Below are 14,636 nucleotides of genomic sequence, written 5' to 3' on the forward strand. Positions count from 1 at the left end.
GAGCTGCTGCGGGGCAGCGGAAGGGAGAGCGGGTGTGACGAGCCAGCGGCAGAGCCCCCGGCGCCGGAGGCAGGGCGAGCTGGAAGGGCTGGTGCTGTCCGCCCTGCGCGAGGCGGACGGTCCGGCGAGTGCGGGCTGGGTGCAGGAGCGGCTCGGCGGGGACCTGGCCTACACGACCGTGATCACCATCCTGACGCGGCTGCTGGCCAAGGGCGCGGTGACCCGCGAGCGCACAGGCCGGTCCTTCGCGTGGACTCCGGTGTCCGACCGGGCCGGGCTCGCCGCGTACAAGATGCGCAGGCTGCTGGACGGCGAGAGCGACCGGAAAGCGGTCCTGGCCGGCTTCGTCACGTCCCTGGAGCCGGACGACGCGCGTCTGCTGCGGGAACTGCTGGAGCGGGCGAAGGACGAGGAGGACGGGCCGGACCGGTGACCCGGAGGGCCGGTCCGACGCGCTCCCGTCCCTCGCTCACAGGTCGAACTCGTGCGGCGGCAGGTCCAGGGCGAAGCACGCCTCGCGCACCACGGCCTGCTCGGCCTTGTCGAAGTCGCCGTCCGCGCCGCCGATGACCACGCCGATCTGGATGACGGCCCGCGCCTCGGCGGGCTTCTTCTTCGCCTTGGCGATCTCCTGCATCACGCTCACCTTGCCGAAGGCGAAGTCGGCGGTCAGCTTGTCCAGGTTCTCGTCGAAGCGCCGTTGCAGGTCGGCGGCGTCGAAGTTCTGCAGCACCTCGTTGGTGGCGATGAGCTGGGCCACGCGCTGGCGTTCGGCGGGATCGACGGTGCCGTCTGCTGCGGCGACGAGCGCGCACATCGCCATGCCGGCGTCCCGGAAGGCCCCGCTCTTGAGGTCGTTCTTCTTCGCCATCAGCTGGGTCTGCATCGTTGACGCGGATTCCTTGAAGCGGTCCCACAGGGCCATGGAGAACTCCGTACGGTCGGTCGAAGGCCCGGCCTGCCTCGGAGGCGGCCCGACACATCGTCAATTTCTACAACGACGTAGAAACTCCCGGCGCGGCGGATAAGTTCCGCGGATTCGCGGATTGCGGATTTGTGGATTCGTGGAGATCACCGGTCGGTCGTCGTGTCGCCATGTCGCCGTGGCGGTCCTCAGCCGGCTTCGCCGTCGCCGTCGCCGCCCAGGATCCGGTCGTCCCGATGGGAGCTGTAGTAGGCGCTCTGCCGGGCCATGACGTCCCGCATCGGCGTGTCGCGGGAGACTCCGTACACCGTGCCCGGGAAGTCCAGCCCCCGCTGCACTTCCCACAGTTCGTCTTGCTGGTCCGGGGCGAACAGCCGCGCCGGGTCGCCCGCCGCGACCCAGCCGATGGGTACCGCCGTGCCCGGCGCGAGCTTCGAGTTGACGTGCAGCACGCTGTTGATCCGCAGTTCGGCCCCGCTGCCGGCCACCGAGCCCGGGAACAGCGAGGCTCCGGTGGCGACGAACACCTCGTCCTCGACCGTCGCGCCGTTGACGTGGGCGTGCGGGCCGATCAGCACGGCGTCGCCGATCACTGCCGGGTGCCGGGCGCGCCCGCGGACGAGCGCGTTCTCCATCACGACCGTGTCGGCGCCGATACGGACCTCCCCGTCCTCGGCGGTGAGCACGGCGCCGTGCAGCACGCGAGCCCCCTCGCCGAGGACGACCGCGCCGCAGAGGGTGGCGGAGGGCGCGACGTAGGCGGACTCCGGGACGACCGGTCGTTGCCCCCGGTGTTCGATCAGCATGTGCGACTCCAGACGTCATGTGCGGCGCGGACTGCCGCCAACGGCGTCACGGTAACCCTGACTTGCCCGCAGGCATGTGATCAGCGCCGTACGGCGCCCGCGTCAGGGTCACGGTGTTCCTGTCTGCGTGCGGTGGCCTGCGCGGTCAGGACGCGAGGCGGTGGAGGCGGGCGTCGGCCCGGGCCGCGGAGGAGAGGCACTCCACGACCATGCCGGCGGCCCCGGTGGACCGGCGTGGTCGCCGAGGCGTGCGGTGACGACCTGCAGGGTGACCGTGGCGCGGGGCATCGCACGCTGGTACAGCAGCTCGCGCGCCCCGGTCGTCGGCGCGGGTGTCGGTCCTGCCGCTGCGGATCAGCTGCGGCAGGTTGCCCGCGCCGGCCTGGTGGGGCGTCACCGGTGCTTCTCCCCTGGCGTCAGCTCTTGTCGGCGCCGCTGGTCAGGCCCTCGGTGAGGAGGCGTTCGGCGGCGAAGAACAGCAGTACCACGGGGATCGTCAGCACCACGGATCCGGCCATCAGGACGGTCTTGGGCACTTCGATGCCGTTGGACAGCTGGGCGAGGCCGAGGGACACGGTCCAGTTGTCCGGGTCTGCGGCCAGGAACAGCAGCGCGAACAGGAACTCGTTCCAGGCGATCATGAAGACGTACAGTCCGGTCGCCATGAGGGAGGGCATGGCGAGGGGGAGGATCACCCTGCGGACGGTCTGCAGCCGGGAGCATCCGTCGAGCGCCGCCGCCTCCTCGATGGAGTAGGGGATGGTGACGAGGTAGGTGCGCAGCATGTAGATCGACACCGGCACGGTCTGGGCGACGTAGACGACAGAGAGGCCGACCAGGCTGGAGGACAGTCCCATCCTGGCGAAGATGACGAACAGCGGGACGGCCAGCAGGGTCGCCGGGAACAGGTAGACGGCCAGGAACAGGGCGCTGACCTGGCGGTGGCCGAAGAACTTCAGCCGGCTGACGGCGTACGCGCCGGGCACCGCGGCCAGCAGGGTCAGCGCCACCGTGCCGAGGGAGACGAGCGCGGAGTTGAGCAGGAAGGTGACGAAGCCCTGGCCGCCGTCGTCGGTGGAGCGCAGCACGTCCCGGTAGGTGCTCAGGGTGAGGTCCTTGGCCGAGATCCACAGGGAGCCCGGTTCGAGCAGCAGCGCGTCGATGGGCTTCAGCGACAGCAGCAGCATGTAGGAGAAGGGCAGCAGGGTGATCACTGCGAGGAACGCGATGACGATCCAGCGCAGGACGCCGAAGAGCCTGTCCTCGACCTGGGCCCGGGTCGGGGCCGCCTTGCGGGTCGTCACGATTCCTCCTGGACCTTGTTGGCGAAGAACTTGAAGTAGATGCCCAGCAGGATCATGAGCGAGACGGCCAGGACGAGCGCCTGGGCGGCCGCGGCTCCCACGTCGTAGCGGGCGGTGAGGAAGTCGTAGACCCGGACCGCCGCGACGTCGGTGCCCGCGCCGCCGCCGGTGAGCAGGTAGACGTCGTCGAACTTGTTGAAGGTCATGATGAACCGCAGGACGCACAGCAGCGCCATGACCGGCATCAGCTGGGGCAGCAGGACGTGCCGGAACCGCTGCGAGAGGGTGGCTCCGTCGACCGTGGCGGCCTCCTCCAGGACGTCCGGGACCGCCTGGAGCCGGGCGAGGATGAACAGGAACGCGAAGGGGAAGTAGCGCCAGATCTCGAAGACGATCACCGTCAGCAGGGCCAGCGGGATGTCGAAGTGCAGGCCGAGAGGGCTCACTTCGTACGCGCGGGTGGAGAGGAAGGCGATGGGGTCGTCCCAGCCGAACAGGCGCCGGCCCCAGTCGTTGACGACACCGTACTGCGGGCTGAGCGCGACCTCCCAGACGAACGCCACGGCCACCACGGGGGCGACGTAGGGCAGCAGCATCGCGGCACGCAGCACTCCGCGGCCCCGGAAGGGCCTGCGCAGGGCGAGCGCGGCGACCAGGCCGAGGACGACCGAGCCGAGGGTGGAGCCGGCGGTGTAGATCAGGGTGGTGCTCAGGCTCGACCAGAAGCCGGCCGAGTCGAAGACGCGGGCGAAGTTGTCCAGGGACCAGTTGCCGAACAGGCCCATGCCCTGGATGTCGACGAGCTTGGCGTCCTGGAACGCCAGCAGCACGGTCCACAGGATGGGCAGGACGACCACCACGAGGACCACGAAGAAGGTGGGCGAGACGAACGCGAGGCCCGCGCGGTTGGCGCGCCGGCCGGCGGTCATCGGGCGGCTGCCGCGGGTGCCGGGCCGGTCGTCGGGCCGGGGGCTGGTGTCCCGGCGCTGTGGTGCGCCGGCTGGTGCTGTAGTCATGAGGGGACCTTTGTGACGGGCAGGCGGGCGGCTACTGCAGGGACTTCTTCAGGGCGGCGACTTCGTCACCGGCTTCGCGGGCCGCCTCCGAGGGCGAGAGCTGTCCGCTGGTCATGGCCCCGATGGCCTTCGGCACGGGCAGTTCGCCGTTGGTGGCGCCGACGAGGGCCCCTTCGCCCTGGGTGATGCCCCAGCGGCCCATGTTGCTGACGCCGTCGGCGAGCTGGTTGAGCAGGCTCGCGGGGAAGACCTGGTCGAAGGGCTTCTTGGTGTCGACGCCGATGTCGCTGTGGCGCCAGGCCTCGAGGTAGCGGTCGGGCTCGGCGGCGGTGCCCCTGCGGACGGGGATCTTTCCCTCCGGGGCCATGCCGAACCAGGACTCGTATCCGGCGCCCATCACGTACTCGATGAACGCGCGGGAGGCCGCCGTCTCCGCCGTCTTGGTGGTCACCCAGGAGGTGATCTCGCCGAACTGGGCCGCCTCGGTGGCGTCCGGGCCCTTCATGGCGGTGACGATGCCGCTGTTGCGCGACAGGTACCGCGGGTCGTCCTTGCACTGGGGGCAGCTGGGCAGGGCGTCCCCCCGCAGCCCGGCGAGTTCGTCCAGCAGGAACGAGGACCAGATGATCATGGAGGAGCGGCCGGCGAAGTAGGTCGCGCGGGTGGAGTCCACGGTCTGGGTGCCCGGGGCGCCGTGGACGCGGGCGAGCGTGTCGTACGTCTTGAACGCGGTCTGGCAGCGCGGGGATTCGAGGGCCACCTCGTGCTGTGCGTCGACGAGTTCGCAGCCGTTGGCGAGGGCGAGGCTCTCGAAGCTCTGCGAGGTGAACACGTCGCCCGGGTCGGTGGCGGCGGAGATGCCGTCGTTGCCCTCGGTGGTGAGCTCCTTGGCGGCGGCCAGGGCCCTGGCGTAGGTGTCGGGCGCCGGGAGGCGTTCCGCGTCGAACTGGTCCTTGCGGTACACCAGCAGCTGCAGCCAGGCGTCGGAGGGGACGCCGAGGCTGGTGTCCCCGTCGGAGGTCAGCTTCAGCGCGTTGGCGTTGAAGGTGTCACGCCCGAGCCCGGCGACGATCCGCTTCGGGATGTCGGTGTTGAGCAGCCCGTTGGTGTACATCTGCCAGACCTGCCCCAGGGGAGCCGCGCCGATGACGTCGGGCAGCGTGCCCGAGGCCGCCGCCGACATGATCAGCTGGGGCATCTGGCCCTCGTCGACGCCGACGAGCTCGACCTTGATCCCGGTCTCCTTCTCGAACCCGTCGATGATCTTCCGCGTCGCGGCGACGCGGTCGGGCAGGTTCTCCTGGGACCAGACCGTGATCTCGCGGTCCGGTGTGCCGGGCCCGGTGCTGCCGGCGCAGCCCGTGAGCAACCCGGTCACCAGGGCTGCTGCCGTGATGCCCACCGCGGTCGTCCTCGACCGCCGGCTCTTGGTGTGCATTGCGTGTCCTCGTTCCGGCTTACGTCTGCTGGGCACGCATCTCAGCACTAGTTTTGCGTATTGACAAGACATAAGTTGGGGTTATTGTCGACGCAACCGCACCCGCACACCTTTCCGGAGCCACCCGTGGAACGCGTCGTACAGTTCACCGGCCCACGCCGGGTGGAGGTCGCCCAGCAGCCCAGAGCCGAGCTGCCGCCCGGCCATCTGAGGGTGCGCACCCGCTACTCGGGCATCTCGGCGGGCACCGAACTGACCGCCTACCGCGGCACGAACCCGTACCTGACGCGGACCTGGGACCCCGGGGCCCGGCTGTTCCGCGAGGACGCGGCCGGCATCGAGTACCCGGTGGCCGGCTGGGGCTACTCGGAGGTCGGTGAGGTCCTCGAGGTCTCCCCCGAGCTGGCCGGCACCCCGGGGCTGCCGGTCCCCGGCGACCTGGTGTGGGGCGTCTGGGGCCACCGCAGCGAGGGCGTGGTCCCGGCCGAGCGCATGCTCGGCCACACCCTGCCCGCCGGTCTCGAGCCGCTGGCCGGCGCCTTCGCCCGGGTCGGCGCCATCGCCTACAACGCGGTCCTGGCAGGCGACATCCACCTCGGCGAGGACGTCGCCGTCTTCGGCCAGGGCGTCATCGGGCTGCTCACCACCCGCCTCGCCCGGCTGAACGGCGCCCGCGTCACGGCGGTCGACGCCCTCGACGGCCGCCTGGAGACCGCCAGGCGCCACGGCGCCCACCGCACCCTCAACGCCCGTACCGACGCCGTGGCCGAACGCATCCGCGAGGCGACCGCCGGGCTCGGCGCCGACCTCGCCATCGAGATCAGCGGCGCCCACCCCGCCCTGCACGAGGCCCTGCGCTCGGTCACGGTGGGCGGCCGGGTGGTGGCCTCCGGGTTCTACCAGGGCGACGGGGCGGGGCTGCGCCTGGGCGACGAGTTCCACCACAACCGCGTCCAGCTCGTCTGCTCCCAGATCGGCGGGGTGCCTCCGCGGCTGTCGAACCGCTGGACCGTCGAGCGCCTCCAGCAGACCTTCCTGCGTCTGGTCGCCGAGCAGCAGGTGGACGTCACCTCCCTGGTGAGCCACGTGATCCCGGCCGCCGACGCCGCGGACGCGTACGTACTGCTGGACGACCGCCCCTCCGAGGCGCTCCAGGTCGTCCTGGAATTCTGAGCGTTCCGAAAGGTCCCGTCATGCTCAAGACCGCGGTGCAGGAGCAACTCCTGCCCGGAGACACCCTGCAGGCCAAGTGGGACTTCGCCCAGCGGGCCGGCTACGACGCCGTCGAACTGCGCGGCAGGGGCGAGCGGCACTTCGCCTCCCGCCTCGACGAGCTGAAGCAGGCGCGCAAGGACGGCGTCGTCATGCCGACCGTGTGCGTCGACATGCCGCACTTCCTCGGCGCCTTCGACGCCGGCCTGCGCCGCGACGCCATCGAACAGATGAAGTCCCAGCTCACCGTCATCGCCGAGATCGGCGGCGTGGGCGCCCAGACCCCGGCCTCCTACGGCATGTTCTCCCGCCGCCTGCCGCCCTTCGAGCCCCCGCGCAGCGAGGCGGAGGACCGCGAGATCCTGCTCGCCGGACTCACCGAACTCGGCGAGCACGCCCGCCGGGAGGGCGTCACGCTGTTCCTGGAGCCGCTCAACCGGTACGAGGACCACATGGTGAACCGGCTCGACCAGGCGGCCGACCTGATCCGTGCCACCGGCCTCGACTCGGTGAGGATCGGCATCGACAGCTACCACATGAACATCGAGGAGAGCGACCCGGCCGCCGCGATCCTCGCCCACGCCGACCTCATCGGCCACGCCCAGGTCTCCGACTCCAACCGCTTCCAGCCCGGCGCCGGACACCTCGACTGGCCCGCGTGGCTCGGCGCCCTGCACACCATCGGCTACGACGGCCACCTGGCGCTGGAGTGCCGCCTGACCGGCGATCCCGTCGAAGCCGTCCGGTCCGTCCCCGGCTTCCTCAAGAGGTCCGGCGCGTGAGGTCACTCGCCGACCGTTCGGTCCGGCCCGCGCCCACCGCTGCCGCAGACCTGACACTGCGGCGCGGTGCGGCGCGGGTCCTCCTCGACAACTGGACCGGCGCCTCCACCGTCCCCTCCCGCACCCTCTACCCGCACCAGTGGAGCTGGGACTCCGCCTTCGTCGCCGTCGGGCTGCGCCACCTGTCGGTGCGCCGCGCGCAGCGCGAACTGGAGTCCCTGCTGGCCGGGCAGTGGGCGGACGGGCGCATCCCGCACATCGTGTTCAACCCGGGGGTGCCGCACGACGCGTACTTCCCGAGCCCGGACTTCTGGCAGTCGTCCCGGGTCGGCCGCCGGGCGGGCGCGCCCTCGGCTCCCGAGACGTCCGGCATCGTGCAGCCTCCGGTGCACGCCCTGGCGGCCTGGCTGGTGCACCGGGCCGACCCGGCGGAGTCGCGGCGCCGGGGCTTCCTCCCCCGCGTGCTGCCCCGGCTCACCGCCTGGCACGACTACCTCCTCACCCACCGCGACCTGGGCGGCGCGGGGCTGGCGGCCGTCGTCCACCCGTGGGAACCCGGCATGGACAACAGCCCCTGCTGGGACAAGGCCCTGAGCCGGGTGGAACCCGCCCCGCCCGGCACCTTCCGGCGCGCCGACCTCCACCACGGCCACCCCGCCGACCGGCCCACCGACCTGGACTACGGCCGCTACGTCCAGCTGGCCGTCGGCTACCGCGAAGCGGGTTACGACGACCGGGGCGCGCGGCACGGCTTCGCTGTGGAGGACCCCTGCTTCAACGCGCTGCTGATCGTCAGCGAGCTGGCCCTCGCCGCCATGGCCCGCGAACTGGGCGGCACCGGCGAACCGCACACCGCGCGCGCCGGCGCGCTCACCCGGCAGCTGGTGGCCCGGCTCTGGGACGACACCGCGGGCCTGTTCCGCGTACGCGACCTGCGCACCGGCGCCCTCGTCGCCGAGCGCGCCGTCACCGGCCTGGTCCCGCTCGTGGTGCCCCACCTGCCGCCGGACGTCGTGCGCCGCCTGCACGCCACCCTCGACGGCCCGCACTTCAGGGCGCCGGCCACCCGGCTGGTCCCCAGCTACGACCTGACCGGCCCGGCCTTCGACGCCCAGCGCTACTGGCGCGGCCCGGCCTGGTTCAACACGGCCTGGCTGATCCACCGCGGGCTGCGCACCCACGGTCTGACCGAGAGCGCCGGGCGCCTCCGGCGGGGCTTCCTCACACAGGCGGGACGGTCCGACTTCGCCGAGTACGTCGACCCCGTCGCGGGGGAGGGCCGCGGCACCCGCCACTTCTCGTGGACCGCTGCGCTGACGCTGGATCTGCTGTGTGCGGACGGGGAGGAGGCGGGCCCGTGACCGGCGTTCTCACCCTCGGCCTGCTCCCCCGAGGGGCACGCCCCATGACCGCCGTCCGCGCCCTCGACCTCACCCCCGATCCACCGCCCGCCAACGCCGAGGAGCCCGTCCCATGACCGCGGCCGACACCCGTGTCCAGCTGGTGCGCGACGCCACGTTCGCCCGTCTCGACCCCGACGGTGGTGTCACCGGCACCCGCGGCACCTCGCCGGACGGGCTGTTCCTGCGCGACGGACGCCACCTCAGCCTCTGGCAACTCACCGTCGGCGGCACGGCCCCCGTCCCGCTGACGCCCGCCACGGCGGAGCCGGACCACACCGCCACCAGCGTCCTGACCCCGCGCGGGACCCGGGACAATCCGCCCCCGTACACCGTCTTCCGCGAACAGACGGTCACCGCGGGGACGTTGACCGAGCACCTGCGCCTGGTCAGCAACCGCCCCGACCCGGTGACCGCGCGCATCGACCTCACCGTGGACGCCGACTTCGCCGACCTGTTCGAGCTGCGCTCCGACGGCCGCCACTACCCCAAGCCCGACGGCCGCCAGGAGGCACACCCCACCGACAGCGGCCTCGCCTTCGACTACCGGCGGGCCGACTGGCACGCGCGCACCACCCTCACCTGCCGCCCCGCCCCGGACGCCGTCACCGCCGCGCAGCCGGCGCCGCGGCCCACCGCACGCACCCTCAGCTGGCACCTCCGACTCGGCGCCCACGGGCACGCCGACCTCCACCTGACGGTCCGCGCCCACCCGCACGGCGTGCCGGCCCCCACCCGGTCCACACCTCACCCCGGCCGGCAACCCGCGCCTGCGGGGGACGACCTCGCGCGCAGCTGCGAACGGGGCCTGGCCGACGTGGACCTGCTGACGATCCCCGTCACGGGGGTCGACGGAGACGAGGGGTACGTGCCCGCCGCCGGCATTCCCTGGTTCCTCACCCTGTTCGGCCGGGACTCCCTGCTGACGTCGTACTTCCTGCTGCCGTACCGGCCGGAAACGGCAGCGGCCACGCTGAGCGCGCTCGCCGCGACGCAAGGACAGCGCCACGACACGTTCAGCGGCGAGCAGCCCGGACGCATCGTCCACGAGACCCGTCACGGCGAACTCGCCCACTTCCGACAAGTCCCCTACGGCCGCTACTACGGAGCCGTCGACGCCACGCCCCTCTTCCTGGTCCTGCTCCACGCCCACCACGAGACGACCGGCGACGCCTCCGTGGCCCGGCGCCTGGAGGGCCACGCCCGGCGGGCCGTGGACTGGGTGTTCACCGACGGCGGCCTGGACCAGCACGGCTACCTCGTCTACAGCCCCGATCCGGGCGGCCTGATCAACCAGAACTGGAAGGACTCGGCGGACGCCATCTGCTTGACCGACGGCAGCCCGGTCCGGGGTCCGCTCGCCGTGTCCGAAGCGCAGGGATACGCCTACGACGCCCTGATACGCACGGCCGCCCTCGCCCGGGACGTCTGGGGCGACGAGCCGTACGCGCACCGCCTGGACGAGGCCGCCGACCGGCTGCGCAGCCGCTTCCTGGCGGACTTCTGGATGCCGGACGCCGACTTCCCGGCGCTCGCGCTGGACGGCGACGGCCGTCAGGTCGACGCCCTCGCCTCGGACGCGGGGCACCTGCTGTGGTCCGGCGTTCTGGACCCGGAACGCGGACGCCGGGTCGGCCGCCGTCTGCTGGAGCCGGACTTCTTCTCCGGCTGGGCGATCCGTACCCTGGCCGCCGGGCAGCAGCCGTATCACCCGCTGTCGTACCACCGCGGCAGCGCATGGCCGCACGGCAACGCCGTCACCGCCCTGGGTCTCGCTCGCGCGCCACGGGCTCGCCGACGAGGTCGCCACCGTCACCGAAGGCCTCGTCGCGGCAGCGGCCCACCACGCCCACCGACTGCCCGAGGTCATCGCCGGCTACGCCCGCTCAGAGACCACGGGCCCGGTCCCCTACGCCCACGCCTGCTCCCCGCAGGCCTGGGCGGCAGCGACACCACTGGCACTGCGGACGGCGCTCCAACGGTGCCGGGCGGGGGACCGTCCCGACGAGCGCGACGCCGGCGGCCGGCCGCGGTCTTCTCACCCCGTCCGCCACTCGCCGCCCACCTAGCGGTCGCCCGATTCCGCACCCCCGTCGCCGTCCTCCTCACGCCGGGCGGCGCGGTCCTCGCGGTCCTCGGATTCGAGGCCCTCCAGTGGGTTGCCCGCCGTCGTGCCGTGTGAGGGCTGGTAGCCCTCCTTGGCGCTCGCCGTACCCGGTACGGAGCGCTCCCGGGGCTGGCTCTCCGAACCCGAGTGCGCCCCGGGCTCGTCGTCGCCGCGTGCCCGGTCGTAGCGGTCCCCGCGGGGGTTCTCCTGGCCGGTCATGGCCACCTCCCAGCCGTGTTGGACCGTCGCCGGGTTCCCCCGGGGCCGCGCCCGGAAACGGACGCCGCCGGTGCCGTCAGGGGATCCGCGGCGCCTGGCCGGTGCGGAGCAGGTGGAGTACGGCCTGTTCGGCGGGGCCCTGGGTGGCGGGGATGCCGAACGCGCCCTCGTCCCCGAGGTGGGGCAGGACGGCGTCGACCGTGATGCCTTCCTCGTACAGTTCGATCACGCGGGGGTTGATGTAGGAGGCCCGGCAGACGGCGGGGGTGTTGCCGAGGTAGCCGGCGACCTCGCGGCACGTGCGGGCGATGGCGCGCTTCCTCGCGCTCTCGCTGCGCGCGACGGGCTGCGAAACTGCGAGGGCGATGGCGGCCATGACGGTGGCGTGCCAGGTGCGGAAGTCCTTCGCGGTGACGTCCAGCCCGGCGGTCTCCTTGAGGTAGGCGTTGACGTCGGCGCTGCTGACCTCGCGCCAGGAGGGCCGTTCCCAGTAGGCCAGGAGCCGGTCTCCGCCGCCGCGGCGCCGCAGCAGGGCGGTGAGGGAGCGGCACGAGGCGGGGTCGACGACGGTCTGCACGATCTCCCTGCCGTGCTTGCCGGTGTACGTGAAGAGGACGGAACCGCCCCGGCAGCGGGTGTGGCCGCGCAGGAGCGTGGTCAGGCCGTAGCTGTCGTTCAGTTCGGTGTAGCGGTCGCTGCCGATGCGGAAGAAGCCGAGGTCGAGCAGGCGGACGGCGGTGGCCAGGACCCGCTGCCGGGTCAGTCCGCGGTCGTTCAGGTGTCCCTCGACGGTCTCCCGCAGCGCGGGCAGTGCCTCGGCCACGTCGAGCACGTGGTCGTGCTTGGCCTGCTCCTGCTCGGCCCGGAACCGGGGGTGGTACAGGTACTGCCTGCGCCCGGCGGCGTCGGTGCCGACGGCCTGGAGGTGGCCGTTGGGCCGGCTGCAGATCCACACGTCCCGCCAGGCGGGCGGAATGACCAGCGCGCGGACGCGTTCCAGCTCGGCGGGGTCCCTCAACGGCCGTGCGTCGGCGTCGAGGTAGCGGAAACCGCGCCCGTGCCGCACCCGGGTGTACCCGGGGTCGGTGGGCCGGCTGTGGTACAGACGCACCCCAACCTCCGTAGTCCATGGGCGCCCGTCCGGTCAGGCGGGCGCACGGTGTGAGCCGGGTCGTGCGGGCGGCTCCGTCCGTGCGCATACCCACGTCCGGAGCCGACAGCGCCCCGGCTTCCGGAAGGATTTCCGGATGAGCGGGCAGGCGGTCGCCCCAGCGGGCCTCTCGCCGTGAGCACCTTGCCGAGGCCGGCACATCCCGTCGCCCGGAAGCCGTCCAGCAGCGCCGGTGCCTCGGGAGTACCCGCCTCCTCATCGCCATGCACCCGTAACCCGTCATCCGGTGCGACGCGGAGCACCGCACCAGGCCGGTCCCGTCCGGCGGAGCCAGGCCGGGAACAAACCCGAGCGGCTGACCCGTTCGGATGGACTCGTCCGCCATTCGGCCCAGCAACGGACCCCGCGACGCCCTGCCGACGAACGGGCAGGACTAGTTTCCGCTGGGCTGGTTACGCACACCGCATGACAAAGGACGGCAAGGGCGTTCGTTCGCCCTCCGCTCCCCCAGCCCGCGCACCGCACCGCTGCCGCTGATCGAGGGGTCTGATGGCGACACACACGACTGAACCCATTTCTCCGGTCCCGGCGGCCGAGGGGCGCCGCGGTCGGGGCAAGGTGATCATCTCCTGGCTGACCACGACCGACCACAAGAAGATCGGTCATCTCTACCTGATCACGTCGTTCGGCTTCTTCCTGATCGCCGGGGCGCTGGCCATGGTGATCCGCGCCGAGCTGGCCCGCCCGGGGCTGCAATTCGTCTCCAACGAGCAGTACAACCAGGCGTTCACGATGCACGGCACGATCATGCTGCTGCTGTTCGCCACCCCGACCTTCGCCGGGTTCGCCAACGCGATCATGCCGTTGCAGATCGGCTCGCCGGACGTCGCCTTCCCCCGGCTGAACATGTTCTCGTACTGGCTGTTCCTCTTCGGCGGGCTGATCGTGCTCGGGAGTCTGCTCACCCCGCAGGGCGCGGCCGACTTCGGCTGGACCGCGTACACGCCGCTGAGCGGGCCGATTCGCTCCGGCTATGTCGGCGGCGACCTGTGGATCATGGGGCTGGCGCTGTCCGGGTTCGGCACCATCCTGGGCGCGGTCAACTTCATCACGACCATCATCTGCATGCGCGCCCCCGGGATGACCATGTTCCGGATGCCGATCTTCACGTGGAACGTGCTGCTCACGTCCGTACTCGTGCTGCTCGCCTTCCCCGTCCTGGCGGCGGCGCTGTTCGCGCTGGAGGCGGACCGGCGGTTCGGCTCGCACGTCTTCTCCCCGGAGTACGGCGGGTCGCTCCTGTGGCAGCACCTGTTCTGGTTCTTCGGCCATCCCGAGGTGTACATCCTGGCCCTGCCGTTCTTCGGGGTGATCAGCGAGATCATCCCGGTGTTCGCCCGCAAGCCGATCTTCGGCTATGCCGGCCTGGTCGGCGCCACCATCGCCATCACCGGCCTGTCCGTGACCGTGTGGGCGCACCACATGTTCGCCACGGGCGCGGTGCTCCTGCCGTTCTTCTCCTTCATGAGTTTCCTCATCGCCGTCCCCACGGGCGTGAAGTTCTTCAACTGGATCGGCACGATGTGGCGGGGATCGCTGTCGTTCGAGCCGCCGATGCTGTGGGCGGCCGGCTTCCTGGTCACGTTCCTCTTCGGCGGTCTGACCGGCGTCATCCTCGCCTCGCCGCCGCTGGACTTCCACGTCACCGACAGCTACTTCGTCGTCGCGCACTTCCACTACGTGCTGTTCGGCACGATCGTCTTCGCGATGTTCGGCGGTTTCAGCTTCTGGTGGCCGAAGATGACCGGCACCATGCTCGACACGCGCCTGGAGAAGGTGCACTTCTGGACCCTGTTCGTCGGCTTCCACACCACGTTCCTGGTCCAGCACTGGCTCGGCGCCGAGGGCATGCCCCGCCGCTACGCCGACTACCTGGCGGCCGACGGCTTCACGGCCCTCAACATGGTCTCCTCCATCGGCGCCTTCCTGCTGGGCCTGTCCACCTTCCCGTTCCTCTACAACGTGTGGAAGACCGCCCGGACGGGCAAGCGGGTGACGGTCGACGACCCCTGGGGATACGGCCGTTCACTGGAGTGGGCGACCTCCTGCCCGCCGCCCCGCCACAACTTCGTCACCCTGCCGAGGATCCGCTCCGAGTCCCCGGCGTTCGACCTGCACCACCCCGACATGGCCCAGCTGGACGAGAAGGAGAACGCCGGCAAGCGGGACGTCATCGACGCGGCCGGTCACGAGAGCGACCGGTCGTGAGGGAGGGTCCGCGCCCCGCCCTGGACCCCGGCCAGGTCCCGGCGCTCC

Annotated in this window: 12 protein-coding genes and 2 pseudogenes; 6 read left to right on the top strand and 8 right to left on the bottom strand. The window is 71.7% G+C overall.

Annotated features, from left to right (window positions below):
• Positions 1-34: 34 nt before the first annotated feature.
• Positions 35-433, top strand: a complete 399-nt coding sequence (locus AB0M97_RS23375) for a BlaI/MecI/CopY family transcriptional regulator (RefSeq protein ID WP_365962884.1) — start codon at positions 35-37, stop codon at positions 431-433.
• Between the two features lie 36 nt (positions 434-469).
• Here AB0M97_RS23375 and AB0M97_RS23380 read toward each other — a convergent pair whose 3' ends face one another.
• The 6 genes and pseudogenes from AB0M97_RS23380 to AB0M97_RS23405 form a co-directional block, all read right to left on the bottom strand.
• Positions 470-925, bottom strand: a complete 456-nt coding sequence (locus AB0M97_RS23380) for a TerB family tellurite resistance protein (protein ID WP_365962885.1) — start codon at positions 923-925, stop codon at positions 470-472.
• A 188-nt stretch (positions 926-1,113) separates the two neighbouring features.
• The gene (locus AB0M97_RS23385) at positions 1,114-1,731 is read right to left on the bottom strand and encodes a gamma carbonic anhydrase family protein (RefSeq protein ID WP_365962886.1); all 618 of its coding nucleotides are present in this window, start codon (positions 1,729-1,731) and stop codon (positions 1,114-1,116) included.
• A 145-nt stretch (positions 1,732-1,876) separates the two neighbouring features.
• Positions 1,877-2,052: pseudogene (locus tag AB0M97_RS23390) on the bottom strand (sugar kinase); the annotation flags it as partial.
• A gap of 95 nt (positions 2,053-2,147) precedes the next feature.
• Positions 2,148-3,035, bottom strand: a complete 888-nt coding sequence (locus AB0M97_RS23395) for a carbohydrate ABC transporter permease (protein ID WP_365962887.1) — start codon at positions 3,033-3,035, stop codon at positions 2,148-2,150.
• On the bottom strand, positions 3,032-4,051 hold the full coding sequence (locus AB0M97_RS23400) for a sugar ABC transporter permease (protein ID WP_365962888.1): 1,020 nt from the start codon (positions 4,049-4,051) through the stop codon (positions 3,032-3,034). The genes AB0M97_RS23395 and AB0M97_RS23400 overlap by 4 nt, the downstream gene beginning before the upstream one ends.
• 31 nt (positions 4,052-4,082) lie before the next feature.
• A complete protein-coding gene (locus AB0M97_RS23405) occupies positions 4,083-5,489 on the bottom strand; it encodes an extracellular solute-binding protein (protein ID WP_365962889.1) in 1,407 nt (468 codons plus the stop codon).
• Positions 5,490-5,615: 126 nt separating this feature from the next.
• On the opposite strand from AB0M97_RS23405, the gene AB0M97_RS23410 reads away from it, so the two are divergent.
• The 4 genes and pseudogenes from AB0M97_RS23410 to AB0M97_RS23425 all read left to right on the top strand — a co-directional run bounded on the left by AB0M97_RS23410 (position 5,616) and on the right by AB0M97_RS23425 (position 10,952).
• Positions 5,616-6,662 (top strand): zinc-binding alcohol dehydrogenase, encoded by a 1,047-nt coding sequence (locus tag AB0M97_RS23410; RefSeq protein WP_365962890.1) that lies wholly within the window; start codon positions 5,616-5,618, stop codon positions 6,660-6,662.
• A 20-nt stretch (positions 6,663-6,682) separates the two neighbouring features.
• On the top strand, positions 6,683-7,483 hold the full coding sequence (locus AB0M97_RS23415; protein ID WP_365962891.1) for a sugar phosphate isomerase/epimerase family protein: 801 nt from the start codon (positions 6,683-6,685) through the stop codon (positions 7,481-7,483).
• On the top strand, positions 7,480-8,844 hold the full coding sequence (locus tag AB0M97_RS23420; RefSeq protein ID WP_365962892.1) for a hypothetical protein: 1,365 nt from the start codon (positions 7,480-7,482) through the stop codon (positions 8,842-8,844). Before AB0M97_RS23415 ends, AB0M97_RS23420 begins: the two co-directional genes overlap by 4 nt.
• 112 nt (positions 8,845-8,956) lie before the next feature.
• A pseudogene (locus AB0M97_RS23425) lies at positions 8,957-10,952 on the top strand (glycogen debranching N-terminal domain-containing protein).
• Here the strand turns inward: AB0M97_RS23425 and AB0M97_RS23430 are convergent.
• Positions 10,949-11,209, bottom strand: a complete 261-nt coding sequence (locus AB0M97_RS23430; RefSeq protein ID WP_365962893.1) for a hypothetical protein — start codon at positions 11,207-11,209, stop codon at positions 10,949-10,951. The pseudogene AB0M97_RS23425 and the gene AB0M97_RS23430 overlap by 4 nt on opposite strands.
• 76 nt (positions 11,210-11,285) lie before the next feature.
• Positions 11,286-12,320 (bottom strand): DNA topoisomerase IB, encoded by a 1,035-nt coding sequence (locus AB0M97_RS23435; RefSeq protein ID WP_365962894.1) that lies wholly within the window; start codon positions 12,318-12,320, stop codon positions 11,286-11,288.
• Between the two features lie 549 nt (positions 12,321-12,869).
• Here AB0M97_RS23435 and ctaD point away from each other — a divergent pair.
• Entirely contained in the window at positions 12,870-14,588 is a 1,719-nt protein-coding gene (ctaD, locus tag AB0M97_RS23440) for a cytochrome c oxidase subunit I (RefSeq protein ID WP_365962895.1), read from the top strand.
• Positions 14,589-14,636 lie beyond the last annotated feature (48 nt).

Origin of the sequence: Streptomyces sp. NPDC051207 (assembly GCF_040682395.1) — a bacterium.
GTDB lineage: Bacteria > Actinomycetota > Actinomycetes > Streptomycetales > Streptomycetaceae > Streptomyces.